This is a genomic window from Terriglobia bacterium (assembly GCA_020072565.1).
In the GTDB taxonomy this organism is placed as follows: domain Bacteria; phylum Acidobacteriota; class UBA6911; order UBA6911; family UBA6911; genus JAFNAG01.
On the sequence record JAIQGI010000015.1, the window covers coordinates 17,312 to 43,627 of the forward strand.

The window sequence follows — 26,316 nt, forward strand, 5'->3', positions numbered from 1 at the left end:
TTGACCTGCTCCGGTCGCCTGGCCAGGATTACTCATGAATGTGCGGCCAAAATGCAGATTTGGACGCGGAAAAACGCTGACCGGCGCCGACCGTTCAGCCTTGGTCGGCGTGAAAAAGCGCCTGCACGCGTTTATCCGCGGCCAATTTTATTGCTTTTCACGGGCGCGCGGTTCTGCTTCATGAATGATTCAGGCTGGAGGATGGGATCACCTATTTCACGAGAGCAGTCGTGCCCGGCTGCCATTCGTAGCCGTAATAATCGATGCTCAGGCTCGATTTCCCAAAGATCCGCAATTCCACTTCCGTACGGTTCGACTGGGGGAACCAGAAGTCGCCGAAGCGCGCGTACTGGTGGACGAAGTGTGTTTTCTTGATCCAGAAGGATGGGGATTTCGCCGGTTCGCCTTCGAGACGACTGATGGCGAAGTTGTCGCAATCGATCCAGAGCCTGCCGCGGAACAGGTATTTGTTGGCCGAACGCGGCTCGACCGTGAAGATATATGCGCCGCTTGACTCGTCCATCCCGGAGAAGGTGAAGATGTAGTTCTGTCGTGAAATGTCCGTGTCTTTTCGTTCCTGCCGTCGGGCGGCTTCCCGCTCCGAGGCGAGCAGCGGCTCGATCACGCGTTTCTGAATGGTTCGTGAACCGCTGGTCTCCAGCACTCGAAAGCTCTTTTCTTCAGGCGCAGTGTACTGCATCTCCACCACCACGCTGGCCTGACGCCCGAGGAAGGAATTGGCAGCCTGGTAGCGGCGCAGGTTCCGGTAGGATTGCAGTGCTTTCTGGCGGGCGCTGTTCGATTCCTCCATCCTTGCGATCACATCATTGTGATTTACGACCGTGGCGGGTTGCTGTTCCCACAGCGGCAGGAGTCCGGCCAGAGCCAGAAGGACGGCTAGATTCGCGCTGGCGCTGCGGACATGCGCAGGCAGACATATGGCAGGGTAAGGCCGCAGGCGAAATACAAAGTTGCACAAAGTCCGAAGCATGAATGTGGTGGTCACGGCTTCCTCCTCGAGCGGTGGTGCTCTATATTTCCTGATCCCGGCCTGATGAACGCCATGTTCCGTTCGAGAGCATTCAAGGATCCTAGGGTCTGTCCGTAGGAGCAGGATGAAAGGCGCGAACAGGAGGTTCTTGACGAATGAGCGCCTTCTGGAATCGCTCTCACCTAGGAATGCGAAATCGGGGAGGGAATCGGCTCAAAAAGGAAAGTAAAGGCTTCGGAGCGGCAGCTGAACTTTGTCGCACACAGATATGCGGCGGCATTGCTCCGCGTGAATCTGCGGTTCCTGCGTCACCTCACGACCTTCAGCCATTTATCTTGAGGGCGTGAGAACAGTTTGCGGTCGTCGCCGCCGATCGTGAGCTTCTGGGTAGTTTCATTCCAGCGGATCTGGGCGAGGCTGTATTTGCCCTTCTCATATTCGTAGGTCAAGCCGTCATCCTGATACAGATCGAACTGGGCGTCCGCGCCGGCATAGACCCACAGTTCCAATTCTTTCTGCTCGGCCCTCGTGTTGGGGATGTCGTTCCCGTGCGGAATGATGGATCCCGCTCGGACGAACAACGGCAGCAGATCCAGCGGCGCATCCGCGAACAGGCGCTGCCCGCCGGCGAATTTCCTGCCGGTCCAGTAGTCGTACCAGGCCGAACCCTTCGGAAGATAGACCTCGCGGCCGGCTCTCCCTTTTTCGACCATGGGAGCAACCAGAAACGCGGGGCCGAACATATATTCATCTTTGAGATTCCGGACCTCGGGATCCTGCGGAAAATCCATGAACAGCGCCCTCATGAACGGGGCGCCCGTTTCGGTTACTGAATGTGCCAGAGAATAAATGTAAGGCAGCAGCCGGTAGCGCAGGCGCAGATATTTGGCCAGGATCCTCTCGACGCCTTCACCGAAGGACCAGACTTCATTTTCCGGGATCGAACCGTGAGCTCGAAATGTGGGACAAAAGGCTCCATATTCGAACCAGCGGATGTACAGCTCGGAATACTCATCCCGGGCGGAACTGCCGCTGGATGCCAGGGGGGGATAACCGCCGCCGACGGCAGAAGACCAATAGGCCAGACCGGAAGCCGTCATGTTGAGGCCTGCCGGGATCTGGCGCTTCAATGCCTCCCATTGCGGGCTTGTGTCCGACGAGCCGAAGGTGGTTCCGTACTGCTGGGCGCCCAGGTAGGCCCCACGCGAGAGGATCAGGCACCTCTCCTTGGCGTCGTGACGGTGCCCTTCGTAGACGGCTTTGGCCTGCATCAACGGAAAGAGGTTGAGAATCCTGGCGCCCATGCCGGCGTTGAATACCAGGGCAGACGGTATGAGGTCGGATTGATTCCCATCCAGCCACCAGCTCGTGAACCCCTTGGCAGCGTAATTCTCCTGGATGTTGTTCCAGAACCAGGACGCGCAGGAAGGTTTGGTGGTATCGATCAAGGCGCTGCGCGTGTCCTGGGCCGGCTTGCCATCTTTGTCATTGCCGAGGCAGCCCATGGCCTCGAGGGTGTCGAACTGGGACGATCCCAATTGGATGCGGGGCCAGCAGGAAATCATGAGCTTGAAACCCAGCCTGTCGAGCTCGGCATTCATGCTGCGAGGATCGGACCATTGCTTGTCATCAATGCCCATCTCTCCCAGGTTTATCGCCAGCATGTCGGCCGGATATCCCTTTTCGCGGTATTTGCGCGCAACCTGCAGGAGTTCATCCTGTGTCTTGGATCCCAGCTTGGCCTGGATGTACCCGAGAGCGGATTTTGGGGGAAGCGGAGTCACCCCCGTCAGGAAGCGATATCCTTTATATATGTCGTCAGTCGTGTTGCCGTAGATAACGAAGTAGGAGAGAGCGTCGCCGACCTCTGCATCCCAGGTGGTCACGCCTGTTTTTCCGGGAGTGACAGTCGTTTTCGAAGGGTTGTCGAAAACGAGACCATATTTTCGGTTTGTTACCAGAAAAGGCACGGCGACGGCTTCACCTTCGGCCGGCTGATAGTCGTGCCAAAGCCGAACCGTTTCTCCCCGGTGATCCATCCAGCCATTCCCATGTTGCCCGAGGCCGTAATAGGCCTCATCGTCGGGCGCGACGAACTCGGCGTGTACGTTGAAAGTATCTTCGCCCGATACCCGGGCGTCTTTCAAGTGGTACCGCCTCGAGGACAAGAGGACATTCTGCTTCTGGTCAAGAAAGGTAATTTGAGCCGTTTTGCGGTCCACGCTAGCTGTCAGCTGGGCGGTGGAGAGTCTGAGCGATCCCACAGTGGCGTCAACGCGATACTTTGGGTTTGATGGGCTCGCGCTGAATCCCCAAAGAGGCAAGGCCGTTTTTTCCGGGCCGGGGAAATAGCGAATTTGTATGATGTTGTCTGCGTAGGGTTTGATAATCAAAACACCTGCGTCGCATTTGAGGACCGCTTCCTGATTGATATGCTCGAAACTGGTTACCCGCTGGGGCGCGTGGATGGAATCGGACGGCGCCGGATCCTGGCCTGCGGTGAGGACAATCCCCAGGAGCGGGCCCAAAGCCAGGAGCGGAACCGTCGAAGAGACTCTCCTGCGGAGTGCGCGGATGGGCATGGTTTCTCCCCTCTTGCCCGAGTTACGAAACCCCGCCAATTCTAGCAGGGATAGTCAGGAGGCACAGGATAAAAAAATCAATGCAAACCGCAATCCAGCTCTCCCACAGTATCAATCGGACCGAACCGGCTGCCGCGTGAAGAAAAATCTCAGCGCAGAGGGTGCGGGGCACGCCGGGTTGAAACTCTTTCCTTGACATTGATTGGTTGCGTTTTTCCCTGCGGTCTCTGCGTTCTCAGCGTCGAGATGTTTCCCCTCTCGCCGAAGTGCCGCCACATCTTTCGCCTTGCCTTTCCGCTTTCTCCCGCGATAGCATGGCGTCCTGATTTCACCCGAACGAAATCGGCCAAGGAACCGAGCAAACAGGTTTTGGCGTGATTCCGATCCATCATCCGAACTCCTTTTTCAACATGCGCAGAGGGGCCGAATTGCCATGAAATTCCGGCCCATGCCCGCACCCATCCAGGACCAGCCCCACCGGCGCTACAACCCGCTCGCGGGCGAGTGGATTCTCGTGTCCCCGCACCGCACACAACGCCCCTGGCGGGGAAAGATGGAGACTGCCCCTGCGGTTCAACGCCCATCCTATGACCCGGACTGCTATCTTTGCCCGGGAAATCCAAGGGCGAACGGTGCGTCGAACCCGCAATACTCGGGCGTTTATGTATTCGACAACGACTTCAGCGCCCTCCTTCCGGAGACCCAGCCTTTTGTCGGTGGAGACCGCCCCTTCGTGCGCCAGGAAGCGGTGCAGGGTGTTTGCCGGGTGCTTTGTTTCTCGCCGCGCCATGATCTCACCCTGGCTTTGATGGGTGTTGAAGAGATCCTCCAGGTTGTGGAGATGTGGGCTGATCAGGTCCGGGAACTGGGGCGCCTCTACCGGTGGGCGCAGATATTCGAAAACAGGGGTGAGATCATGGGATGCTCCAACGCGCATCCTCACGGGCAATTGTGGGCTGCAAGTGCGCTCCCCAATGAACCCTTCAAAGAAGATATGCATCAGCGCGTCTTTCGGGACGAGTACGGGGCGGTCCTTCTTCTCGACTATCTTGAATTCGAAGAGGCCGAGCGCACCCGTGTGGTGGTCGACAATGACCATTGGACGGCACTGGTTCCATTCTGGGCGGTGTGGCCGTTTGAGACGATCCTGCTCCCGCGCCGCCACATCCATCGGATTACCGAGCTGATTGCCCCCGAGCGGCAGGCGTTGGCGGAGATCCTCAAACGCCTGCTCACCCGCTATGACAACCTGTTCAACATCTCTTTTCCCTATACCATGGGATGGCACGGCGCCCCGAGCGGCGCAGGCGACTGTTCTCATTGGCAGCTGCATGCACACTTCTATCCTCCGTTGCTCCGCTCCGCGACCGTGAAGAAATTCATGGTCGGCTACGAGATGCTTGCGGAACCGCAACGGGATATCACACCTGAAGCGGCAGCCGAGCGCCTGCAATCGCTGTCGGAAGTGCATTACACATCGATCCCGAAGGATTCAAAAAGATGACGAACGCTGTGCCTGGGACTCGGGTTCTCGCGCAGATCTACGCAGCTGACGGGATGACTCTTGCCAGGCAGACAGATCGGTGGGGAAGACTGCTCGGCCAATTCCGGCGCCGGTTCGGAGAGTCGGACGTTCATCTATTCAGCGCGCCCGGCAGGACAGAGATCTGCGGCAATCACACCGACCATAACCATGGAATGGTATTGGCGGCCGGGGTGGATCTGGATTCCATCGCGGTGGCGGCGCCGTCATCGGATGAAACGATTACGGTTTGCTCCGAGGGATATGGCCGGCCTTTTGTGGTGGCGCTCGAAGACCTCTCCGTTGTCGCTGCGGAGCGCGGTACGACGACTGCGTTGATCCGGGGCATCGCCTCCCGTTTCCGGGAACTCGGATATGCAGCCGGCGGTTTTCGCGCCTGCCTTGCGAGCGATGTGCCGGTGGGCTCAGGACTGTCCTCGTCAGCCTCCGTCGAAGTGCTCATCGCCACCATTTTGAATGCCCTGCATAACGGTACTCAGGTGGATGCCGAGCAGATCGCCTTGATCGGCCAGTTTGCCGAAAATGAGTATTTCGGAAAGCCCTGCGGTTTGATGGATCAGATTACCTGCGCGGTCGGCGGCATCGTAAAGATTGATTTCAACGATCCCGGTGCTCCCGTAGTGGAGAAGATCGCTTTTGACTTTGCGGCGTCGGGTTACAGCCTCCTCGTCGTCGACACCGGCGGCAGTCACGCGGACCTGACCGAGGACTATGCTTCGATTCCACGAGAGATGAAATGGGTGGCGGCGCGATTCGGCCGGGAGGTCTGCCGGCAAATCTCAGAACAGGAGCTATTGAACAACCTTGCCGGGCTCCGTGCCGGCGTCGGCGACCGGGCGATTCTGCGCGCCCTGCATTTCCTCAAGGAGAATCAGCGGGTCGATTTACAGGTGGCGGCGTTGAGGAACAAAGATATGCAGGGATTCCTGGAGTTGATCGAGGAGTCCGGGAATTCATCCTATCGGTGGCTGCAAAACTGCGTCAGCGCCCGGGCCGGGACCGAACAGGGAATTCCCCTGGCGTTGGCTCTGGCCGAGGGCTTTGTCCGGAGATGCGGCGGAGCTTGCCGCGTTCATGGCGGCGGATTTGCCGGCACCATCCAGGTCTTCATCCCCTGCGCGTGCGCGGACGAATTTCGCACGTTGATGGAATCGGCATTTGGATCAGGGTGCGTCAAAATCCTGCGGGTGCGCCCCCAAGGCGCGTTGGAATTGAAACCCGAGGACAGCAGGCAATGAAATCAGGACAATTGAAACCGCCAAGATGCCAAGGCGCCAAGACACCGAAATGTGAGGCTCCCGGCCTCGTGGAATCTTGGCGTCCTGGCGGCTCATGTTGTCAATTCTGTGCGCTAAGGTGACGGAAAGGAATTCTATGGTTACGCTTGGCCTAAGTCCTGTGGATTGGCTCATTATTGGCGTTTATTTCGCCTTCATCATCGGGCTCGGGGTTTATCTCAAGCGCTACACGAAGAGTCAGGAAGACTTCTTCATGGCGGGCAGGAAAAACAGCTCCTGGGTGGCGGGTCTGGCCTTTCTGTCGGCGAACCTGGGGGCTCTCGAACTGCTCGGCATGACCGGAAACACCTTTAAGTATGGGATGTATGTGGCGCATTTTTACTGGATCGGCGCCATTCCGGCGATGGTCTTTCTCGGCGTCTATATGATGCCGTTCTATTACAGCAGCCGGATCCACTCGGTGCCGGGGTATCTGAAACTGCGTTTCGATGAGAAGACGCGGGTGTTGAACGCGGTTGCGTTCGCCGGGATGACGCTCCTGGTGTCCGGGATCAATCTCTACGCGATGGCGCTGGTGCTGCACACCTTCGTGGGCTGGAACTGGGACGTCAGCATGTGGATTTCCGCAGGGACCGTGGCGGCATACGTCACCCTGAGCGGGCTCCTGTCTGCGATCTTTACCGAGATCATCCAGTTCTTCCTGATCTGGTTTGGCCTGTTTCTGGTGTCGGTCCTCGGCATTGTGGAGATCGGGGGCGTCAAGGAAGTTTTCGCGCGCATCCCGCCGTCCTTTGCCACGCTGTGGTCCACCTCGGCCGACCCGGCTCAAAACGGCATGGCCATCACCTGGGCCGGCATTGTTCTCGGCCTCGGGTTCGTGCTCTCGTTCGGCTATTGGACCACGGATTTTCTTGTGGTGCAGCGTGCCTTTTCGGCCCGCGACCTGCGCGCGGCGCGGATGACCCCGATCATTGCCTCCTTTTTCAAGATGGCGGTTCCGTTTCTTGTGATCATGGCGGGTCTGGTCGCCTGGGTTCTGGCCAACGATCCGAAAAGCGGTTTTTCCCTGTTGCGCGATGGCGGCCAGATCAACTTTGACTCTGCGTTACCGCTGCTGATTCAGCGGTACTATCCGACCGGTTTGATCGGCTTGGGGATCACAGCGCTGCTGGCCGGGTTCATGGCCGGGCAGGCTGGCAATGTCAGCGCCTTCAACACAGTCTGGACCTACGACATTTACAGGGCCTTGATCAATCCCAAGGCGTCGGACGAGCTGCTCCTGTGGATGGGAAGAGTGACCACGGTCGTCGGCATCATCCTCAGTGTAGGCACCGCGTATTGGGCCAAGAGTTTCCCCAGCATCATGGATTACATGCAGGCGATCTTTTCATGGGTGAATGCGCCCCTGTTCGCCACAATGTTGCTGGGCATGTTTGTCGTGTGGATCACGCCCAACGGCGCGTTCTGGGGGCTGCTAGCGGGCATGGGCTCATCCTTCACCCTCTTTCTTGCCGTCAAGTTTCAGTGGATCGATCCGGCCTCGATCACGCTATCCCCTACTGCGAGCGATATGGCCGCGAATTTCTGGCGGGCCTGGTGGGCGTGGGTGATCTGCTTCGTGGTCACGATCCTCGTCAGTGTGTTCACGCGCAAAAAGCCCGCGCAAGAGCTCGTCGGACTGGTGAAAGGGCTGACGGCAGAGAAGTCCCTGCAACCGGTTCCCTTCATCAAGACACCGGAATTCTATGGGATTGTGTCGGTTGCGATTCTGATCATCCTCAATATTTATTTCTGGTAGGGGCCTGATATGAAATCCATCTGGTACTTCGTCGGCTTGCTCCTCACTACGATGGGGGCCATCATCACCTTATCCGCAATATATTCGTTGGTGAACCCTCCGGCGGACACGAAGGTCCTCTCCCGGCTGCACCCGGACCTCTGGTGGGGGCTCTTCATGTTGGCCTTCGGGCTGGCCTTTGCCCTGCTTAACCGCCGCAAAATCGTTCGGTGATTCTCCGGAGTGCGGCGGCATGACGCTGCGTTCGAATTCCGCATCTGCCAAAGCAGGATCATGCCGCTGCACTCCGGAGCGCCGCTTCGCGACGCCGACCGTGGCGGATCGGTGTCATGGGAGCAATATGAAGCGCATCATCTGTTTGATCTTTATCCTGATGCTCGTTCTGGGAGAAGCGACATCGCAAACCAGACGCCATACGTTTACGCTCGGCGAAAAGGACTTTCTGCTTGACGGCAAGCCTTTCCAGATGATCAGCGGGGAAATGCACCCGGCGCGCATACCGAAGGAGTATTGGCGGCATCGCATCCAGATGGCCAAGGCGATGGGCTGCAATACCATCGCAGCTTACATCTTCTGGAATTATCACGAGAGCGCCCCCGGCCGGTTCGACTTCAAAACCGGTAACCATGACATCGCGGAGTTCGTCAGAACAGCGCAGCAGGAAGGGATGTGGGTGCTGTTTCGCCCCGGACCTTATGTGTGTGCCGAATGGGAACTCGGCGGCATTCCCCCCTATCTGCTCCGGATACCCGACATCAAAATCCGCTGCATGGATCGGCGCTATATGGTGGCGGTCGAGCGCTATCTGAAAGAGATGGCGACCGTGATCCGCCCGCTGCTGGTCAGCCACGGCGGGCCGATCCTGATGGTGCAGATAGAGAATGAATATGGCAGCTTCGGGAACGATAAGAGTTATCTGGAGGAGCTGAGAAAGATCTGGCTGAAGAGCGGTATCGACGTACCCTTCTTCACCGCCGATGGCCCGCAGCCCTTCATGCTCGAGGCCGGAAATATCGACGGCGCAGCGATCGGCTTGGATTCCGGGGACAGTCTGAAAGCTTTCGAGCAAGCCGCGCTGCGAAACCCGAAGGTCCCTGCCTTCAGCAGCGAAAGTTATCCCGGCTGGCTTACGCACTGGGGCGAGAAATGGCAGCGACCAAATCCCAAAGGCGTGTTGAACGAAGTGAAGTTTCTGCTCGACAACGGGAAGTCATTCAACTTTTACGTCATTCACGGAGGAACAAACTTCGGCTTCACCGCAGGTGCAAATTCGGGCGGCAAGGGGTACGAGCCTGATGTCACCAGCTATGACTATGATGCGCCCATCAACGAACAGGGGCAGGCGACCAGCAAATACTCTGCACTGCGGGATCTCATATCCAAATATGTGGGCAGCTTGCCTGAACCGCCCAAGCCGATCCCGGCAATGGATATCCCGGAAATCAAGATGAACGCCTATGGCTCGGTATGGAGCAACCTGCCGAAGGCGGTGAATTCGGTTCAGCCCAAACCCCTTGAAGCCTACGGGCAGGACTATGGCTTCATCGTGTACAAGACGAAGCTCATCGGGCGCAAGAACGGGAAATTGACGATCACGGACGTGCACGACTACGCCACCGTGTTCTTAAACGGAAGTTATGTCGGCAAGCTGGATCGTCGCGAAGGCGAAAACTCGATCGATATTCCCAGGAGCGGCGCCAAGGACCCCGTGCTGGAAATACTGGTGGAAGGGATGGGGCGCATTAACTATGGCCAGTTCATGATCGACCGCAAGGGGATCACGGATCGCGTTACGCTCGGCGGCATGACACTCATGAATTGGGAGGTGTACAACCTGCCGTTTGATGAAGCTTTTGTCCGGACGCTGAAGGCGGCTCCGATCGACCCCGGGAGGAGAGGCACTTTCTTCAAAGGCACTTTTGATCTGACTCAAGTGGCCGACAGCTTCATCGACATGACGAACTACAAGAAGGGAATGGTCTGGGTAAACGGCCACAATCTCGGCCGCTACTGGGAAATCGGCCCCCAGAAGAGACTGTACTGCCCGGCGCCGTGGCTGAAGGCGGGCCCGAATGAAATCATCGTGTTTGACCTGCATCAAAATGAGGCCAAGCCGCTGACTGGCGCCAAGGCTCCCGAGTAACGCCGGCGGAGTGGATATTTGGCCCGGATTAATCATGAATATGCGACCAAAATGCAGTTTTGGTCGCGGGAAAACGCTGACCGGCGCCGACCGTTCGGTCCTGGTCGGCGTGCAGGAGCTATTGCCGCGCCGCATGCAGGACGGCAAAAGCTGCTGCCTGTGAGTTTATCTGCGTCCAATTTTGTCGCTTTTCACGGGCATGCGGTTCTGCTTCATGAATATTTCAGGTTAGTCGGGCTTCTTCCATGTTACCAGGCAGTTTTTGCCACGCCTCTTGGCTTCATAAAGTGCCTTGTCCGCGCGTCCCAGGAGATCTTCGGATTTTTCTCCCGGAATAGACTGGGCCAATCCGCAGCTGACCGTAAGTCGCTCGTGGCGCATCTCGCCGCCGTCGAGGAATTCGAATTGAGAATCCGCGACATATGCGAGGAGTTGCAGGAACCGCATTTCTGCCTGAGGCAGGGTAGCATTGGTGAAGAGCACTACAAACTCATCGCCGCCGTATCGTCCTAAGAAGTCGCCCAAACGGATGTGGGAGTTGATCCACCCCGCAACGCACACCAGTGCCTGATCCCCAACCTGGTGTCCATGGACGTCGTTGATTTTCTTGAAATCGTCCAGATCTATGACGGCCAGGATGAATGGCGTTATTGACTCCTGGAGGGCACGCTTGATCGCCCGATCGATGCTTCGGCGGTTCCCGACCTGGGTCAATGGATCCATCAGTACTTCTTGTTTCGTCTGCCTGAGCTTCTCCTGGAGCAGGTCGAAGCGCCTCGACATCTTTGCGTAGATGGCTTCGTCCTGCTTCTTTTTCTCCTCCACCATGCGCGTAAGCTCGTCGACTTCACTGGCAATCTGTTTTTTCAGTTCGCGGAGATCTTCAATGTCGTTCAAGTGTTTGAAGCGCGTCGAGGAATCCAACAGGCGTTGATTAAAGGTATCGGCCTCGCCGGTGAGGGTGCCGACGGCTTCTCTCAAAACATCTACGACTTCCCGAATTTCGGTCTCTCGTTCCTGCAGATACCCTTGGGCGCGCTTGAAATATTTGTGGCAGAGAGTCAGGCACTTTTCGACGGTGCTCTCGAGGGTGCGGCTGTCGTTGACGCGCTCGAGCTGGTCTCGGAAACGATCCAGCTGGGATCGGAACTCAGAAGTTTTCAGGCCTTCACTTTCGATGGCGATCTCGGAAACCAGGGCCAGGAGGCGTCCCGACAGCCGCCCGAACCGGGCAACGAGACTCTCTCGATCGTCTTTTCGCCGCTTGAAGAGGCCCAGCTCAATAAACTGGTTTGGCATAGATTCAGCTCTCTCGCTCCCGGGATCGGCAACCTTGTCGGGGTCCACGCCGGCGCATGGACAATTGGATCTGAGGATGGGGATTCTTTTCCGTGAATCCCGTTCCCCTGGGACCTGTTCCAGGCTGCGACTCGCGTTTCTGCAATCAGCCTTTCCATGAGCGAAAGCACGGCCGTCAGCGAGTGAACGGGTCCCTCCTCACTACTTATCGGCCCGGTTCAAAAATTCTGAGGTGATATTGCGCTTAAACAAGTAGGGCCGGGCGGGTGGTGGGCAGGAACAGCGTACTTCGGCTACGCTTTGCGCCAGGATTGCACTCTCTCGAAAATGGCAGCGGCGATCTTCGTGGCTGCTTCCTCTGAGAGAGCCTCGGCAACGACGCGGATGACAGGTTCTGTGTTCGAGCCCCGGACGATGAACCAGCCCTCGGGCAAGGTTACCTTGATTCCGTCGCGTACATCGGTCGGATATGCCGCATATTCCCGTTTAACCCGAGCGAGCACTTCTCCGATTCGGTGCGAAGGGAAGGAGAGCCGCTGCTTGACCATACAGCAGGGCGGCAGTCCCTGCACCAGTTGTGAGACGGATTGCCCGGATTCCGCCAGCAGGTGAAGAATGAGAGCTATTCCCGCCAGGCTGTCGCGGGCAAAATTGATCGGTGGATAAATGACGCCGCCGTTGCCTTCGCCGCCGATGACGGCTTTGTACCGCTGCATTGCCTTCGCCACATTGGCTTCTCCGACCGGAGTGCGGTAGACCTTGCACTCGAACCGCGCCGCGACGGCCTCCAGCGCATGTGTGGTTGCCAGATTGGCCACAACGGGGCCTGGGGTTCGGCCGAGCACGAACTGCGCCGCCAACACCAGGGTGCGCTCTTCGCCGATGGGCTGACCCAGTTCTGAGACGACGGCGAGGCGGTCTGCATCCATGTCCTGGGCGAATCCCACGTCGGCCTGGTGCTTTTGAACCGCCTGGCACAGGGCGCCGATGTTCTCGGGGAGCGGTTCGGCCGGTCTGGGGAAACGGCCGTCGGGCGTGACGTGGATGCCGATCACCTCGGTGCCCAATTCCTTAAGGAGGCGAGGGGTGAGGATAGAGCCGGCGCCGTTGCACGCATCGATTACGACCCGCCGCCTGCGCGCATCGCCCCGCAGCGGACCGAGCACCTGAACGATTTTGCGTACATGCTCCTCCGCAGCTTGGGGCATCAACTCAACCGGGCGCATCAGTGAGCCCGGCACCTTGGTATAGTCGCCTTGATGATAAATATCCAACAACTCGCGGGCGTGGCCTCCGTCCAGGAAAAGACCGTCGGGTCCGATGAATTTGAGTGCGTTCCACTCGGGAGGGTTGTGACTTGCGGTAATTGCAATCCCCCCCTGCGCCGACAGACGGCGTACGGTCAGCTGTACGGTCGGAGTGGGGCAGACCCCGAGGTCAATGATGCGGCAGCCTGTTGAAAGGAGGCCGGAGACTACCGCCTGTCGCACCATTTCACCGGACGTGCGCGTATCGCGCCCTACCACGACCCGGCCGTGGCCCACATACGTCCCGAAGGCCTGCGCGAAGCGGGCCAGCAGCGCGGGTGTCAATGATTCGCCCACTACGCCGCGGACTCCGGAGATACTGATCTTGAGGGTCGGGATGGCCTGCATATGTCTGTTACCCGCGTAAACGCTCACGCGCCCAATCCGTCAGTTCGCGCGCCCGCGATTCGTGCTCAGCCTCTGCAATGATCCGGATAATCGACTCCGTATTCGAAACGCGCACATGGACCCAACCGTCCGGCCAATCGATGCGCACGCCGTCGGACGAATCCACCTCGGTGCCACACTCGTCCTGAACGCGGTCGCGAAACGACTGCAATGCCGAGTAAATCAGATTGGGTTCGACCGGCATGATCGATTTGATCATCGAAAGCCGGGGCAGTTCATCGACGAGCACGGACAGGGGTTTTTGTGTCGCTGCGAGGTGCTCCAGGATCAGGCCGATGGCGGCGGAGCTGTCCGGCACAGCCTGGACCTCGGGAACGATGACGCTGCCGTTGCCCTCGCCGCCGAGCACGGCATGATGCTCCAAAACGGCTTCGGACACATAGGCTTGGCCGACCGCGGTCCGGACCACCGGCGTCCGATAGCAGGAGGCGATCCGGTCGACCATCGCGCTCGTCGATATGTTGGTTACGACGGCACCCGGCCGCCGGCTGAGCCTGACGGCTGCTGCCAGGGCGAAGGTAAATTCTTCCGGGAGTATGCGCGCACGCTCGTCAACGAGACCCAGTCGTTCGCCGTCGGCGTCGAGCACCAGTCCAAAGTCTGCACCACCCGCCTTAACCAACGCCCGGACCTGGGCCATCGTGTCCTGTCTCGGCTCGGGATCGTGCGGAAACGGAGCGCTGATGTCGTCATTGATGGTCAGGCCCTGGGCACCCAGCTCCGTGATCCAGCGCGGAGTCAATGCAGAACAGGCGCCGTTGCAGCAGTCGATGGCGACACGATATGCGCGCCTGCGGATCGAGGCAACGTCGAAAGTGCTTGCCAGAATTGCGAGGTGGTGATCGACCGCATCCGCACTTTCGATCATGGGACGGATCCGATCCCATGTCACCTTCTCAAATTCGTGCTCGTGGTATATGTCGAGCAGTTCGGTCGCCTGCGTTGCATTGAGGTAGAGGCCGTCGGCTCTGGCAAACTTCAAGGCGTTCCAGGGCGTGGCGTTGTGACCCGCGGTAATGGCAATGCCTCCCTGGGCATTGAGCCGGCGGACCGCCAACTGAAGGCTGGGAGTAGGGCATACCCCCAGGTCGATTACCTCACATCCCGAAGCCAGCAGCCCGGCCGTGACTGCGGATGCCACCATGGGGCCCGACGGCCGGGTGTCGCGGCAGATGAGAATGCGCCCCGAGTTCAGATATGTGGCGAACGCCTGAGCGAAACTCACTGCCAGCTCGGGAGTGAAGGTCTCACCCACAATGCCACGCACTCCGCTGATGCCGATCTTTAATGGTTTCATCGCCGATGGGCCGCTTAGTGATGTTTCCGAACAACACCGCAATTCCGTGACCGCAAGAATATCACAGCGGATTGCTTTGAGAAACCGCAGATGATCGCAGGTTCTGCGACTCAGACACTGCGGGCAAAATGCAGCCGCGAATGACACGGTGCGGAATATATTTTTCCTCTTGCTCAACGACCGCTTCCGGCGATAGTAGTATCTGTGCTTCAACACTCCCTCTTCCAGCCCAGGAGTTGACTATGAAACGATGGATCTCTGTGTGCGCCATGCTGGCGCTTGCATGCTTTGCCGCTGCCGATGACCATGTCGCGGCGGGCATCGCCTGGGCGGCCGGCGCCGTCGGCTTTCCCGCGATCGACGGCAACGCTGTGTTGCAGCATACCAGGGTCTTATCATCCGCTGAATTCGAGGGGCGATTTCCCGGCACCAAAGGAGAAGATCTCACGGTCGCTTACATCGAAAATCAGTTTAAGAAGCTCGGTCTGAAGCCGGGCAACACCGACGGCACCTACATACAGAAGGTACCAATGGTCGGCATCACGCCAGATCCGACGATGACGCTGGCACTTAACAGCGGCAAAGAGGAAAGCCGGCTCAAGTTCCTGGTTGATTTCGTGGCCTGGACCCGGCGTGAGGTGCCCACGGTCAGTCTCGAGAACTCGCCCCTCGTGTTTGTCGGCTACGGGGTGCAGGCGCCGGAGTACAACTGGGACGACTTCAAAGGAGTGGACCTTCGGGGCAAGACCCTGGTAATGCTCGTCAACGACCCACCGGTGCCCGATCCCAAGGATGCAAGCAAGCTTGACCCGAAGGTTTTCGGCGGGGACGCGATGACCTACTACGGCCGCTGGACCTACAAGTACCATATCGGAGCCGAAAAGGGTGCAGCCGGTGTGCTGCTGGTGCACGAAACCGGACCGGCGGGTTATGCGTGGTCGGTGGTACAGGGATTCAGCGGCGAGCGTTTCACCCTGGTCACTCCCGACAAGAATATGAGCAAGGCGTCCGTGGAGGGCTGGATCTCGCTCGAGCAGGCCAAGAGGCTGTTCACGATGGCTGGAAAGGACCTGGAAGCCCTCAAAAAGCAGGCCGTGAGCCGCAGCTTCCGTCCCGTGCCCCTGTCCGTTGCAGCATCCATCACGATGCACATCAGGATGCGGACCATCCAGTCACGCAACGTCGTTGCCCGGGTTGAGGGGAGCGATCCGAAGCTGAAAGAGGAGTATGTCGTTTATACGGCGCACTGGGATCATCTCGGTATCGGCAAGCCGGTGAACGGCGACAAAATCTATCACGGCGCCGTGGACAATGCCGTGGCCGTCGGGGGCCTCATTGAGATCGCGAAGGCGTTCTCCAGTCTGTCCGTCCCGCCCAAACGCTCTATTCTGTTTTTGGCGGTCACCGCCGAAGAGCAGGGGCTGCTCGGGTCCGAATACTATGCGACCCACCCGATATACCCCCTGTTCAAGACTCTGGCCGACATCAACCTGGAAGGGCTCAATGTTCACGGGAAAACCAGGGACGTCACCATTATCGGCTTGGGAAATTCCGATCTCGATGATTACATGCGCGAGGTGGCTTTCAGCCAAGGGCGTGTGTTGCAGCCGGATCCGGAGCCGGAGAAAGGCTTCTACTACCGGTCGGACCACTTCCCATTCGCCAAACAGGGAGTGCCGGCACTCGAGGCCGACCGGGGCATTGATTTCATCGGCAAACCGGCCGATTACGGCCGCCGGATTCGTGACGACTACAACGCTCACGACTATCACAAACCTTCTGACATTGTGAAATCCGACTGGGACATGAGTGGTGGCGTCCAGGATCTGCAGTTGTTTTGGATGGTCGGGTATAAGGTAGCCGTCGCCGACCGCTATCCCCAGTGGAAGCCCGGTACTGAATTCAAGGCGAAGCGCGACGCACAGCTAAAAGCTGCAGGCGTGCAAAAGTAGAGGAGCCTGCCGTGTGGCCGTAGTTCGGGAAGGTCGCAGCCACCTCGGCATGAGGCATCATGCGGGCGCCTTGGGAGCGCCGCGCTCTCAAAAGCGGTGGCGCGCCACCGCACTCCAGAGCGAGGGATAATGAAATGAGGAAGAATCCGGCTGTTTTGTATACTCTTATCATTCTCTTGGTCGCCATCACGGCCGCTGGACTCGATGGGTCGAAAGCTGCGGATGAGTCTGCGCTGGCCGGGATCAGTGAGGCTTTCAGCCTGACGCGCGGAATGGTGCGTGACTCCAATGGAGACGGCCTTGCCGACGTCGTTGCGGCCCGCGTCATCGTTGCCGCGAAGCCGTCGCCGGAAGATATCCTTGCCGCCGCCAATATCGCGGCGCGACTCGGCTACGAGACCCTGTCGATGAAGCTGCCTCTCGTTATGCGCGAGGACGAGGCAGTCCGTGCGGCGGAGATTGCGCTTCCGATCCTGATCGGCCGCAAAAACTCGGCCATCCAGAGGCTGGCAGAACAGGGCGCCATCGACTTCAAGTCGCTGAAAGCCGGGCAAGGATTGGTCGCACACGTGCCCTCCCCGTTGGGCGGACCTGATGGTCTCGCAGTTGTGGGTGGAGACGACGAGGGAACCCTCGCCGCAGCCAACGAGCTTGCGGCCCGCCTGCCGCGTGTCTGGTCCATGTCGGGGATCACGCTTCCCGGAATCGAGGATCAGGCACTGCGATATCTGCGTGCCAAGGGAGTGGCGGCTGCCGGCGCCGGCATCAGGTCTCTGATTGTGGACAGCGACCGGCGCGGCATTGCCAGGATCGATCTCAGCATTCGAGTCGGCGCTGCCGATGGCGCCAGGTCCCAGACCTTGCTCGAGGATCTCGACCGCGCGCATCGACGCGGGCTCGAGCCCAAGACACTCGATTTTGCCAACGTGGCGGTGATTGCCTGCGAGGTGATCGCAGGAGGGAAGATTGCCGGACAAACGGAGGTTTCCCGTTCCGGCCTCAACTCGCGAACTCTGACTCCTCCGATCGATCCCGATGAATTGGCAACCGATACGCCGCCCGGGAGCCCGCCTCCTTCGGCCCCCGGCAAAAACTTCGATCTGACGTCGACCTATTCGATCGAGGGCTGGTTTGGCGATGCCTATCCGGACCTCATTCCCGACCGCACCGAGACCTCACTGATCATCGGAGACGTTGCCGAATCGCTGGGCGCCGCTCACATAGCGGCTCGTCTCGGTCTGGAAACGACAGGCATTACGCTTCCCATCAGCAAAATTGACCGCAAGGTCAAGGAACCCAACCGTGAGCCGAGCCCGATTCTTGTGGGCCGCAACAACACGCTTGTGCAGCAGCTCATCAAGATAGGGAAGACGCGTCTCGATGATCTCAAAGCCGGCGAAGGTGCGATTCACCTGGTGCCCAAGGCATTTGGAAATGCGACCGCCACGGTTGCTGCCGGCGCCGATGAAACAGGGACGCAGGCAGCGTGCGACTACCTGGCCCGGCGCGTGCCCTACGTCTGGGACGTGGCCCGGGGCGCCCCAACGCTCGACGATGTCGTCACCCAGGTGACCCGCTTTTTCCAGTCCAAGAGCGGTGCCGGCCAGGCCAGCCAGGCGTTGGGCGAGCTCGAAAGCATTGCCGCGGATGTGAAGGATAAAAAGCTGGAATCGTTCGAGGCCAGGCTGTTTCTCGAAAAAGCCGATCCCGCGCTCGATGCCTACCTGGCCGGCCGACTCAAGAAGGCGCTCCAGGATGTCCCCGTCACTGTCACGAGCCAGGGCATCACGGAACCGGTCACGGTGTTTGAGGAAAAGATCGACATTCCGTGGGAGGTGGACGAATTCTGGTCCAAGTTCCACGACGAAGTGTTGCCGAAGGTGAGGTCAGGATCCAAGGTGGCGCTCGAAGCGCGACTAAGCGAATCGCCCGAAGTGCGGATCGACATCGCCGCAAAGGCCCGAGCCGAGCTGGTGAAGGCAGGGGCTGGGGATGCGCGCGTGACCATCCTATCGGCTTACAAACAGGGATTCTTGTGGCTCACCGAGCAGGTCATTCCCGAACTGAAGGGTAAAGGGGCACGCTCCATTCAAATCAAAGTTGCTGCCATCCACCCCGACTTTACCAAGAAGTACAAATTCTATATGGTGCCGAGCCGCTGGCTTCATGAGCTCTATCCTGTGGACGAAATCTTCCAGCGCGATCTCGGCATCGCCAGAGACGCCTTTCGTCTCGAGCTGGTGGACGATCCGAAGGACATTTATAGTCTCGAAGCCCTCGATGGATCGGGAAAGGTCATCTATCGCAGCGCTTTCAGTCCGAAGTTTGTCGAACGCGAGTATCTGGACAAGTTCCCCGGCTGGTCGCGAGTTCAGGTCACCACGGGATGGATTACGGCGTCGGTCGACGGCGGCACGGTCGTGGATGCGCGCATCGCCACTGATCCCGAGCGTTTCTGGGATTACTACCAATCCAAGGTTCTGGCGCGCGTCTACGATCACGTCATGAAAACCACCGACAATAAGCCGATGCCCGACAAGCAGCCGTTCCATCGCGACCTGAACATCGAAGTCTGGATGAGCGAGCCGGACTTTCGCATCGGTGTTGATGAAGAGCAGGTTTCCTCGCTCGAGTCATTGCACGAAGATTTATATTTCGTTACCCTGGATTTCTTTGACGCCCTCGGCCGCACCACCGTCAGGCGGCGGCTGTCATCACCAGGAATGATCTATCCCATCATCCACCCGAATCGACCCGGCCAGGCTGGGCAAGCCCGGGTTCGCTATGCGGGCAACGCCTCCGCAAAGGCGAAGATTGAGATTTCTTATAAGGAAAAGGGAATCGAGAAGCCCAGCCGCGTTTCACGGGATCTGGCCAGGATCGACGCCACGTCCCCGTCGATGGGGCGTATCGTGGTTCGATCGGATCAGATTCGGGAACTCCAGCTGCAGGTGGAGGCCAAGGACGATCGAGAAGCCGCGCGGGCCGCAGATGCGCTGGATAATCTGGCGCTCTTGCATGATGCCGGGCTCTACCGCACAGCTTTTTCTTTTGACCATGTTGACGGGATCTCAATTGATATCGCCCTCAAGGATGCGCGCACCCGGCGGCTCGTGAAGAGCACCGGGGAAGCGCCCGCATCCAATATCCGCGTAACGCATGAGCAGCCCAGGCTGCCTATCGTGACCTGGGACCACATTATCAGTCCGGCCGAAAGCGAGGAGATCATTCAGAAGCTCTCGGCATATCCTGAGGTCAAGGCATACAAGGCCGGCGTTTCCTATCGCGGCCGGGATGTCTCCGTCATGGAGATCACACTTCCCACAACCGGCGAGAATGTTTCCTTGGCCAAGATGACGGCCTGCAAACCGACGATATTCATAACTGGGCGCCAGCATGCCAACGAGGTTTCATCGACCAGCCATATTCTCCGGCTTGCAGAATTGCTGGTCACGGATCCGTCGTACAAGGAGATTCTGAAGAGGGTTAATGTCATTCTCCAGCCGGTGGAGAATCCGGACGGCGCCCAGATGGCCTACGATCTTCAGAAACTCACCCCGAATTACATGTTGCACGCAGGCCGGTACAGCGCCCTCGGGACGGATGTCGGATCCCAGGTTGGACAAGCGGATCCCCTGCTGCCGGAAGCATTGGTCCGCGGGCGACTGTGGCGCGAATGGCTGCCGGACATCTATCTCAACCCGCATGGGTATCCCTCTCACGAGTGGGTCCAACAGTTCTCGGGCTATGTCCCGCCCGGATTCCGTTCTTATATTTTCTCGCGCGGCTGGTACACCGCCATCAGCGGGATTCGCGACCCGCGATATTCACAGTACGCACAAGTGACCGATGCGATTCGCGAGGCTATTGTCCGCGAGGTTAACCGCAGCCCGGAGGTGCGCGCAATGAATCTGCGCCACCAGGATCGCTATCGTCGGTGGGCGTTCGGGTTCGCGCCGTATGTTTTCAATCAGGAGATTTACAAAGACACGAGTGTTAACTACAGCGATCCGGAGACCGGCGAACCGAGCGGGAGCCGCCGCACTACCATGGGAGCGGGCAGCGCGCGGGCGACGATGGGTTCCTGGCCCCAGGTGACCTATTTCAACGGCATGACCGAGGCGCCGGATGAAACGGCACAAGGCGGTTGGCTAGACCTGGTCACGAAACCCGGCTTCGGCTACCTCATGGCCAGCGTCAAGTACCTGCAAGAAGGACAGTACGAGGTGCAACGCATCGGGGAAGAGGGAGGACGCGACAGCGTCTCGCTCACCACGTTCCGGGCGCGTCCGGTCCTGCCCCCGAAGAATCAGGATAATGTATCGACGCCCGGGAAGCAGAAGCTCCCATAACCGCCGGTACGCCATGGCCGCGACATGGCGGATGCCTTGGAAGCCATCAAAAGATCTTGGGATGCTGCGCGCATTCGTGGTAGGGTTGAGGCTCAATACCCAATGGGGTGATCGGGAGGAAGGAGATGACGATGCGCAAATATATGACGGTCCTGTTTTGTGTTTTTCTGCTGGTTCTCGCGCTTCCCGCGTTGCCGCAGACCAAAGACCAGAGCAAGGATCCAGCCAAAGACCAGACCAAAGAGCAGCCCAAAGACATCAATATCAGCGGGATTTGGGAAATGACGTTCCAGACACCCCAGGGGGACAGGCCGCCGACCGATACGACCTTCACCCAGGAAAAGGAGACGCTGAAAGTAACCTTGTCCGGCCCCCAGGGCGTGACTTTGACAGGGGAAGGGACCATCAAGGAGGGCGTCGTTCAATGGTCCATGACCATCAACGGGCCACAGGGGGACTTCACGCTGCTCTTCAAGGGCAAAGTCGACGGTGAAAAGATGTCGGGGGACGTCCAGATGGGCGACTACGGAAGCTTCACCTGGGTAGCAACAAAGAAGAAGAAATAGCTGCCCCCGCACTTCCCGATCCACGAACTGCCTGAACTGTTCATGAAGCAGAACCGCGCGCCGACCAGGACCGAACGGTCAGCGTGTTTCCGCGTCCAAAACAGCATTCTGGCCCCACATTCATGGATAATCCGAGCTAATCGCGAGGACGCCAAGGCGCAAAGGTGCCAAGATCGCTGTCAGATCAAAGCGCTGCAAAACGCGGAACCTTTGGGCGGCTGGGGTGTCCAATAAAACGTCTCAAATGCGAGGCTTTGCAAGGGGTGTGTATCGCATAATAAGGGGCGTGCTCACGACATTTCTACCCTCGGATGACGCAATGAAAGCGAAGTTCATTCTGATTACATCGATCGTGCTTGGGGTCGACCTTCTGACGAAGCACCTGGTCAGCACGATTCCTCGTCTTCAGGGTATCGCGATTGTCCCTCATTATGTGCACATCTCGTTCGCGGCCAACTCCGGCATCTTCTTTCGCCTGCTGGATGACTTCAACCCGGTTTGGAAGCCATATCTCCTGGCGGGAATGGCGATGGTCCCTGTTCTGGTGATCATCATCTACAGCATTCGCAGGCCTTCCGGCCCTGTGCTGCTCCAGGCGGCTCTCGCCCTGATCGCCGGAGGTCTTCTGGGCAACTTTGCAGATCGAATTCTGCATGGTGCCGTGATCGATTTCATCGAGGTGCATGTCGAGAATTCGATCTACTACCCGACCTTCAATGTTGCCGACCTTGCGATCGTAATCGGCATTGCCATGCTGCTGATTCGTATCAAGAGACGCTCGGCCCACGCACGAAAGCAGACGCAGCTCGTTTCAGAGTGATCCGTTTCATCCCCGCATGATTATTCTGGTCCGGCACCGCTCCCCAGGACTGCCTTGAATTGTTTGACGAAGATCTTCATATCGTCCGCGGTACCGAATGTCACCCTCAGGTGGTTCGGCATCGATGGAAACAGGCGGCCCACGATCACCCCTCGCTGCTTAAGCGCATCGATGACTGGTTGCACCGGGCGGCCGAGATTGATCATCACAAAGTTTGTCTGCGAAGGGATGAATTCGAGGCCCATAGCGCGCAGCTCAGTGCAAAGGGAGTTCCGCACCTGTACATTGAGTCTGCGAATCCGCGCCACAAAATCGTCCTCCTGGAGGGAGGCCAACGCCACGGCTGTCGCAATCTGATTGGCATTGCTCGACAGTTTCCGGCCCGACATCTGTTTGATGAGATCCTTATGCCCGATCGCATAACCGAGTCTCAATCCCGCCATGCCGTAGATCTTCGAGAAGGTGCGCGAAACCAGCACCGGCAGCCCTTCCTTCACATAACGCACGCAACTTTCGTAGTCGGGTGCGTCCGCGTAATCGAAGTAAGCTTCATCGATCAGCAGCACGACACCGCCCGGGACCCGGCGGACAAGCTTATCGACCTCCTCTTTGCCGATGTATGTGCCCGCGGGATTGGCCGGGTTGCAGAAGAAAATGAAACCGCCGACGAGGGCAGCCGCCTCCAGCATTTTCGGGAGATCGTGTTTGTAGTCCTCAGTGAGAGGTATTTTTACCGAGCGCGCGTGGGCCAGCGGACAGTACGTGACAACCGCCTCGAAGGTCGGTTCCGCCACAATTGCCGCCCCCGAAGGCGAGCAAAAAGTCTCGGTCGCGATCTTCAGAATCTCCGTGGAACCGCAACCCAGCAGCACCTGCTCCTTCTCTACTCCGAAACGTTTGGAGATGGCCTCGACAAGAGCCGCAGGCTCATCTCTGGGATAACGGTTGGAGACGCCTTCGGCGACGTTATGCAGGACCCGCGCCGCACCAGGGGACAACCCATAGGAACTCTCATTTCGGTCCAGGAGCAGAGCAACCGGCTCGCTTGCCTTCGCCTTGAAGGTTCGAGGGCTCTCGCTACCGTCGAGGAGAGAGGGTAAACCCAAGCCCATGGAAGCAACGCCGATCGTGGTGCCGCCGATGAAAGCCCGCCTCGTTACCGTAGCTTTTCTCTGCATTGCGAATCCCCCCGTTTTTATTGAGCGGACCCGTGACCTGGCTGCAGGATGGGCCGCATGCCCTTCGTGGATCTTCCAGCCCGCCACGGACCAACTGGAGCTGAACGCCGGAACGCGCTCTGGTTGACACCGAGTGTTGCAGATCTTCGCCGCAGACTCAAGCTTTTGCATCAATTCCTTTGAGATCCGCAGCCTTCATTCGTAGCGCAGTGCCACCATGGGATCGACCTTCGCGGCCCGCCGCGCGGGGAAATAAGATGCGACCAGCGACACTGCAGTCAGAAGCAACGGCGTCGACAGAAAAACCACGGCATCCACCGGACTGACTTCATAGAGCAGGCTGCTCAAGAGGCGCCCGACCGCCAGGGCGAGCGCCAGGCCAATTCCCGCTCCCAGCATAGTCAGCCATAGTCCTTCTTTCAAAACCATCCAGAGCGTGTCTCCAACCGTTGCCCCCAGTGCCATGCGGATGCCGATCTCATGCGTCCGCCGGGCGACGGTGTAGGCCTTCAGGCCGTAAACACCAACAACCGCAAGGAATAAAGCCAGCCCTCCCAGGACCGAGAACATCTGTGCGCCGGTGCGGAACAGCCACAAATCCATACTGTTATCGAGCTGCGCGCGCATGGTTCTCAGACTCAGGACGGGAAGATGCTCGTCCGCGGTCCTGATTATGCGGCGTATTTCCGGCATCAGCACGGCCTCGGCCCCTGGGCGTGGTGCCAGCAGCCGCAAATGAAAATGAATGTTGGATTGATACACCTGCCCGAAGGGGACGTAAACGTGCGGGTTGTTCTTCGCGTCCAGAAGTGAATCAAGAAGCGTAGGCACCACCCCGACTACCTCCATGACGGGATTGTCTTTTTTGGCGTCATCACTCCGAAAGACGATGTGCTTGCCCAGGGGGTTCTCTCCCGGCCAGAGTCTTTTCGCCAGCCAGTCGTCGACGATCGCGACCGGTGTCCTGGCCCCCGGTTCCACCTCCGAAGCGGTGAACGGTCGCCCACGCAGCATACGCACCCCGAGCGTACGGAAGTAATCGGCTCCGACTGTGTTGAAGCGCGCGGCAACCGCCCTGGTCTGGTTCCGATCCTCAGTGCGATCGCGCGTCAAGTCCTCCGCCTTGAGCACGCTGCGGTCCAGGGTGATCATCCCGAACGGAGCTATGGCTGCAGGGCTGACCGAATCCACTCCCGGCAGGGCGGACAACCTCTCCTGCACGCGCCGATATGCCGCCCGGCCTTGCGCCTCGTCATAGCCCGCGAGGCCGGCATCGAGCTCCACCAGCACCCCGTTGTCGAGGCTGTATCCAGGATTCACATTGCCGGCTTTGAGCGCCCCATGGACAAAAAGACCTGCGGCGATCAACAGAGTCAACGACAAAGCGAGTTGTCCTACGACCAGCAGGTTGCGCGATGAGAAGATCCGGATTCCCTGACCGCTCCCTGCGTCTTCACCCGTGCACTCTTTGAGAGAAGTAACGAGGTCCAGCCTTATCGCCTTCCAGGCAGGCCCGAAACTGAAGATGAGGGTGCTGAACAGGCAGAAGCCAAGCATGGCAGCAAAAACGCGGACGTCAGGATCAGTATGCAGGCTGACGACGATCGGGGTAATGGTGTTCAGAGAATAGACCAGGAGCCGCATACCCCAAACGGCGAACAGCAATCCCAGCGCAGCTCCGATCACCGAGAGGATGAAGCCCTCGGTGAGCAACTGGCTCAGGATGCGCCGGCGCCCGCATCCCAGTGCCAACCTCATGGCAAACTCCTTCCGGCGGGCTGTTCCGCGCGCCAGCATCATATTGGCGAGGTTAAAACACGCAATCAACAAGACCAGCCCGGCCATGCCAGCCAGCAGGATCGAAAGGCCGGTCAACTCAGAGTCGTCCATCGGGCCGGTGCTGATGGAAAAACGACTGAGGCCGTGCGTGATGATCGTCTGATTTTCATTTTCCTGAGGATAGCCTTTCTCCAGCTGGGCGGCGAGAACGGCGAGCTGACTGTCGGCCCGGGTGGCAGTGATGCCCGGCTTCAACCGTCCTACCAGAAACAGGGAGTAGTTGCTGCGATTTGCCAGCGGCTGTTTGACGCCGTCAAAATCGTTTACGGTGGCTTCATACATTCCCAGGGGCAGCCACACTCCTGAGGCAGCCATGACCGTCCTGCCGGTAAAACCTTCGCGGGCAATCCCGATCACCTCATAGGCGCGGCCGTTGATCCATAGACTCTTCCCGACAAACTCCGGATCCGCCCCGGCCCGCCTCCAATAGTCGTAGCTCACGATGACCACCGGGTTGGCAGCGCCTGGCTTCTCCTCGTCCGGCGTAAAGGTGCGCCCCTGCCGGAGGCTGACCCCGAACGTTTTGAAGTAGTTGGATGAGACAATCTCCGAAAAGACACGGCGCGTGGTGTCGCCCTCTTTGATGCCCACCATCGCCACCGAATGCGCCATCAGGTCGGTGAACACGGTGTTCTTTTCCCGGATGTCGAGGTAGTTGGGGTAGGAGAATTGGCGGTAGGAATCCGGTGTTTTGGTGTTCTTGCTGTGACAGCTCACCAGCCGATCCGGGCTCTCGAAGGGAGCCGGCCGCAAGATGAGGTTATTGATCAGCGTGAAAACGGCCGTATTGGCCCCGATTCCCAGGGCCAATACCAGCACTGCCAGCCCCGCGAAACCGGGATTACGAAGAATGAGACGCACGCCAAAGCGAAAGTCCTGCAAGAGACTTTGCACAATCCCTCCCCTATAAAGGAAAGACCCTGAACCTCACCCCAGATAAAACGAATATTGGACACAATAAGTTCGGGGATGGATTTCAGGACACGCCGAGATCCCGAATTTG

The 26,316-nt window shown here is 58.7% G+C and carries 16 protein-coding genes; 9 read left to right on the forward strand and 7 right to left on the reverse strand.

Annotation, left to right across the window (positions count from 1 at the left end):
- Positions 1-211: 211 nt before the first annotated feature.
- A complete protein-coding gene (locus LAP85_10905) occupies positions 212-1,006 on the reverse strand; it encodes a hypothetical protein (protein ID MBZ5496899.1) in 795 nt (264 codons plus the stop codon).
- Between the two features lie 293 nt (positions 1,007-1,299).
- Entirely contained in the window at positions 1,300-3,573 is a 2,274-nt protein-coding gene (locus LAP85_10910) for a DUF5110 domain-containing protein (protein MBZ5496900.1), read from the reverse strand.
- Between the two features lie 448 nt (positions 3,574-4,021).
- Here LAP85_10910 and LAP85_10915 point away from each other — a divergent pair, with 448 nt between their 5' ends.
- From LAP85_10915 to LAP85_10935, 5 genes are all read left to right on the forward strand, one after another.
- A complete protein-coding gene (locus LAP85_10915; GenBank protein MBZ5496901.1) occupies positions 4,022-5,077 on the forward strand; it encodes a UDP-glucose--hexose-1-phosphate uridylyltransferase in 1,056 nt (351 codons plus the stop codon).
- Positions 5,074-6,354: a galactokinase gene (locus LAP85_10920; GenBank protein ID MBZ5496902.1), complete on the forward strand. Its 1,281-nt coding sequence runs from the start codon at positions 5,074-5,076 to the stop codon at positions 6,352-6,354. The genes LAP85_10915 and LAP85_10920 overlap by 4 nt, the downstream gene beginning before the upstream one ends.
- A 136-nt stretch (positions 6,355-6,490) precedes the next feature.
- On the forward strand, positions 6,491-8,152 hold the full coding sequence (locus tag LAP85_10925) for a sodium:solute symporter family protein (protein ID MBZ5496903.1): 1,662 nt from the start codon (positions 6,491-6,493) through the stop codon (positions 8,150-8,152).
- Positions 8,153-8,161: 9 nt separating this feature from the next.
- Positions 8,162-8,365 (forward strand): hypothetical protein, encoded by a 204-nt coding sequence (locus LAP85_10930; protein ID MBZ5496904.1) that lies wholly within the window; start codon positions 8,162-8,164, stop codon positions 8,363-8,365.
- Between the two features lie 127 nt (positions 8,366-8,492).
- Positions 8,493-10,295 (forward strand): beta-galactosidase, encoded by a 1,803-nt coding sequence (locus tag LAP85_10935; protein MBZ5496905.1) that lies wholly within the window; start codon positions 8,493-8,495, stop codon positions 10,293-10,295.
- A gap of 228 nt (positions 10,296-10,523) precedes the next feature.
- Here LAP85_10935 and LAP85_10940 read toward each other — a convergent pair whose 3' ends face one another.
- From LAP85_10940 to glmM (LAP85_10950), 3 genes are all read right to left on the reverse strand, one after another.
- Positions 10,524-11,594, reverse strand: a complete 1,071-nt coding sequence (locus LAP85_10940) for a diguanylate cyclase (protein MBZ5496906.1) — start codon at positions 11,592-11,594, stop codon at positions 10,524-10,526.
- Positions 11,595-11,887: 293 nt separating this feature from the next.
- Complete coding sequence (glmM, locus tag LAP85_10945) at positions 11,888-13,276, reverse strand: phosphoglucosamine mutase (GenBank protein MBZ5496907.1); 1,389 nt, start codon at positions 13,274-13,276, stop codon at positions 11,888-11,890.
- Positions 13,257-14,606, reverse strand: coding sequence for a phosphoglucosamine mutase (gene glmM, locus LAP85_10950; protein ID MBZ5496908.1), 1,350 nt, complete (start codon positions 14,604-14,606; stop codon positions 13,257-13,259). The genes glmM (LAP85_10945) and glmM (LAP85_10950) overlap by 20 nt, the downstream gene beginning before the upstream one ends.
- Positions 14,607-14,848: 242 nt before the next feature.
- Between glmM (LAP85_10950) and LAP85_10955 the strand changes: the two genes are divergently transcribed.
- The 4 genes from LAP85_10955 (at position 14,849) to lspA (ending at position 22,296) form a co-directional block, all read left to right on the forward strand.
- Positions 14,849-16,558, forward strand: coding sequence for a M28 family peptidase (locus LAP85_10955; GenBank protein ID MBZ5496909.1), 1,710 nt, complete (start codon positions 14,849-14,851; stop codon positions 16,556-16,558).
- A 134-nt stretch (positions 16,559-16,692) separates the two neighbouring features.
- Positions 16,693-20,910: a hypothetical protein gene (locus LAP85_10960; GenBank protein ID MBZ5496910.1), complete on the forward strand. Its 4,218-nt coding sequence runs from the start codon at positions 16,693-16,695 to the stop codon at positions 20,908-20,910.
- Positions 20,911-21,035: 125 nt separating this feature from the next.
- The gene (locus LAP85_10965) at positions 21,036-21,476 is read left to right on the forward strand and encodes a hypothetical protein (protein MBZ5496911.1); all 441 of its coding nucleotides are present in this window, start codon (positions 21,036-21,038) and stop codon (positions 21,474-21,476) included.
- A 319-nt stretch (positions 21,477-21,795) separates the two neighbouring features.
- Positions 21,796-22,296 (forward strand): signal peptidase II, encoded by a 501-nt coding sequence (gene lspA / locus LAP85_10970; GenBank protein MBZ5496912.1) that lies wholly within the window; start codon positions 21,796-21,798, stop codon positions 22,294-22,296.
- 20 nt (positions 22,297-22,316) lie between these two features.
- Here lspA and LAP85_10975 read toward each other — a convergent pair whose 3' ends face one another.
- Both LAP85_10975 and LAP85_10980 read right to left on the reverse strand, forming a co-directional pair.
- Entirely contained in the window at positions 22,317-23,474 is a 1,158-nt protein-coding gene (locus LAP85_10975) for an aminotransferase class I/II-fold pyridoxal phosphate-dependent enzyme (GenBank protein ID MBZ5496913.1), read from the reverse strand.
- A 195-nt stretch (positions 23,475-23,669) separates the two neighbouring features.
- Positions 23,670-26,207, reverse strand: a complete 2,538-nt coding sequence (locus tag LAP85_10980) for an ABC transporter permease (GenBank protein MBZ5496914.1) — start codon at positions 26,205-26,207, stop codon at positions 23,670-23,672.
- Positions 26,208-26,316 lie beyond the last annotated feature (109 nt).

Bases quoted from the DNA above. Each gene is read 5' to 3' on its own strand.
- LAP85_10910 (MBZ5496900.1), bottom strand. From the start codon at position 3,573: ATGCCCATCCGCGCACTCCGCAGGAGAGTCTCTTCGACGGTTCCGCTC.
- LAP85_10915 (MBZ5496901.1), top strand. From the start codon at position 4,022: ATGCCCGCACCCATCCAGGACCAGCCCCACCGGCGCTACAACCCGCTC.
- LAP85_10920 (MBZ5496902.1), top strand. From the start codon at position 5,074: ATGACGAACGCTGTGCCTGGGACTCGGGTTCTCGCGCAGATCTACGCA.
- LAP85_10925 (MBZ5496903.1), top strand. From the start codon at position 6,491: ATGGTTACGCTTGGCCTAAGTCCTGTGGATTGGCTCATTATTGGCGTT.
- LAP85_10930 (MBZ5496904.1), top strand. From the start codon at position 8,162: ATGAAATCCATCTGGTACTTCGTCGGCTTGCTCCTCACTACGATGGGG.
- LAP85_10935 (MBZ5496905.1), top strand. From the start codon at position 8,493: ATGAAGCGCATCATCTGTTTGATCTTTATCCTGATGCTCGTTCTGGGA.
- LAP85_10940 (MBZ5496906.1), bottom strand. From the start codon at position 11,594: ATGCCAAACCAGTTTATTGAGCTGGGCCTCTTCAAGCGGCGAAAAGAC.
- glmM (MBZ5496908.1), bottom strand. From the start codon at position 14,606: ATGAAACCATTAAAGATCGGCATCAGCGGAGTGCGTGGCATTGTGGGT.
- LAP85_10955 (MBZ5496909.1), top strand. From the start codon at position 14,849: ATGAAACGATGGATCTCTGTGTGCGCCATGCTGGCGCTTGCATGCTTT.
- LAP85_10960 (MBZ5496910.1), top strand. From the start codon at position 16,693: ATGAGGAAGAATCCGGCTGTTTTGTATACTCTTATCATTCTCTTGGTC.
- LAP85_10965 (MBZ5496911.1), top strand. From the start codon at position 21,036: ATGACGATGCGCAAATATATGACGGTCCTGTTTTGTGTTTTTCTGCTG.
- lspA (MBZ5496912.1), top strand. From the start codon at position 21,796: ATGAAAGCGAAGTTCATTCTGATTACATCGATCGTGCTTGGGGTCGAC.
- LAP85_10975 (MBZ5496913.1), bottom strand. From the start codon at position 23,474: ATGCAGAGAAAAGCTACGGTAACGAGGCGGGCTTTCATCGGCGGCACC.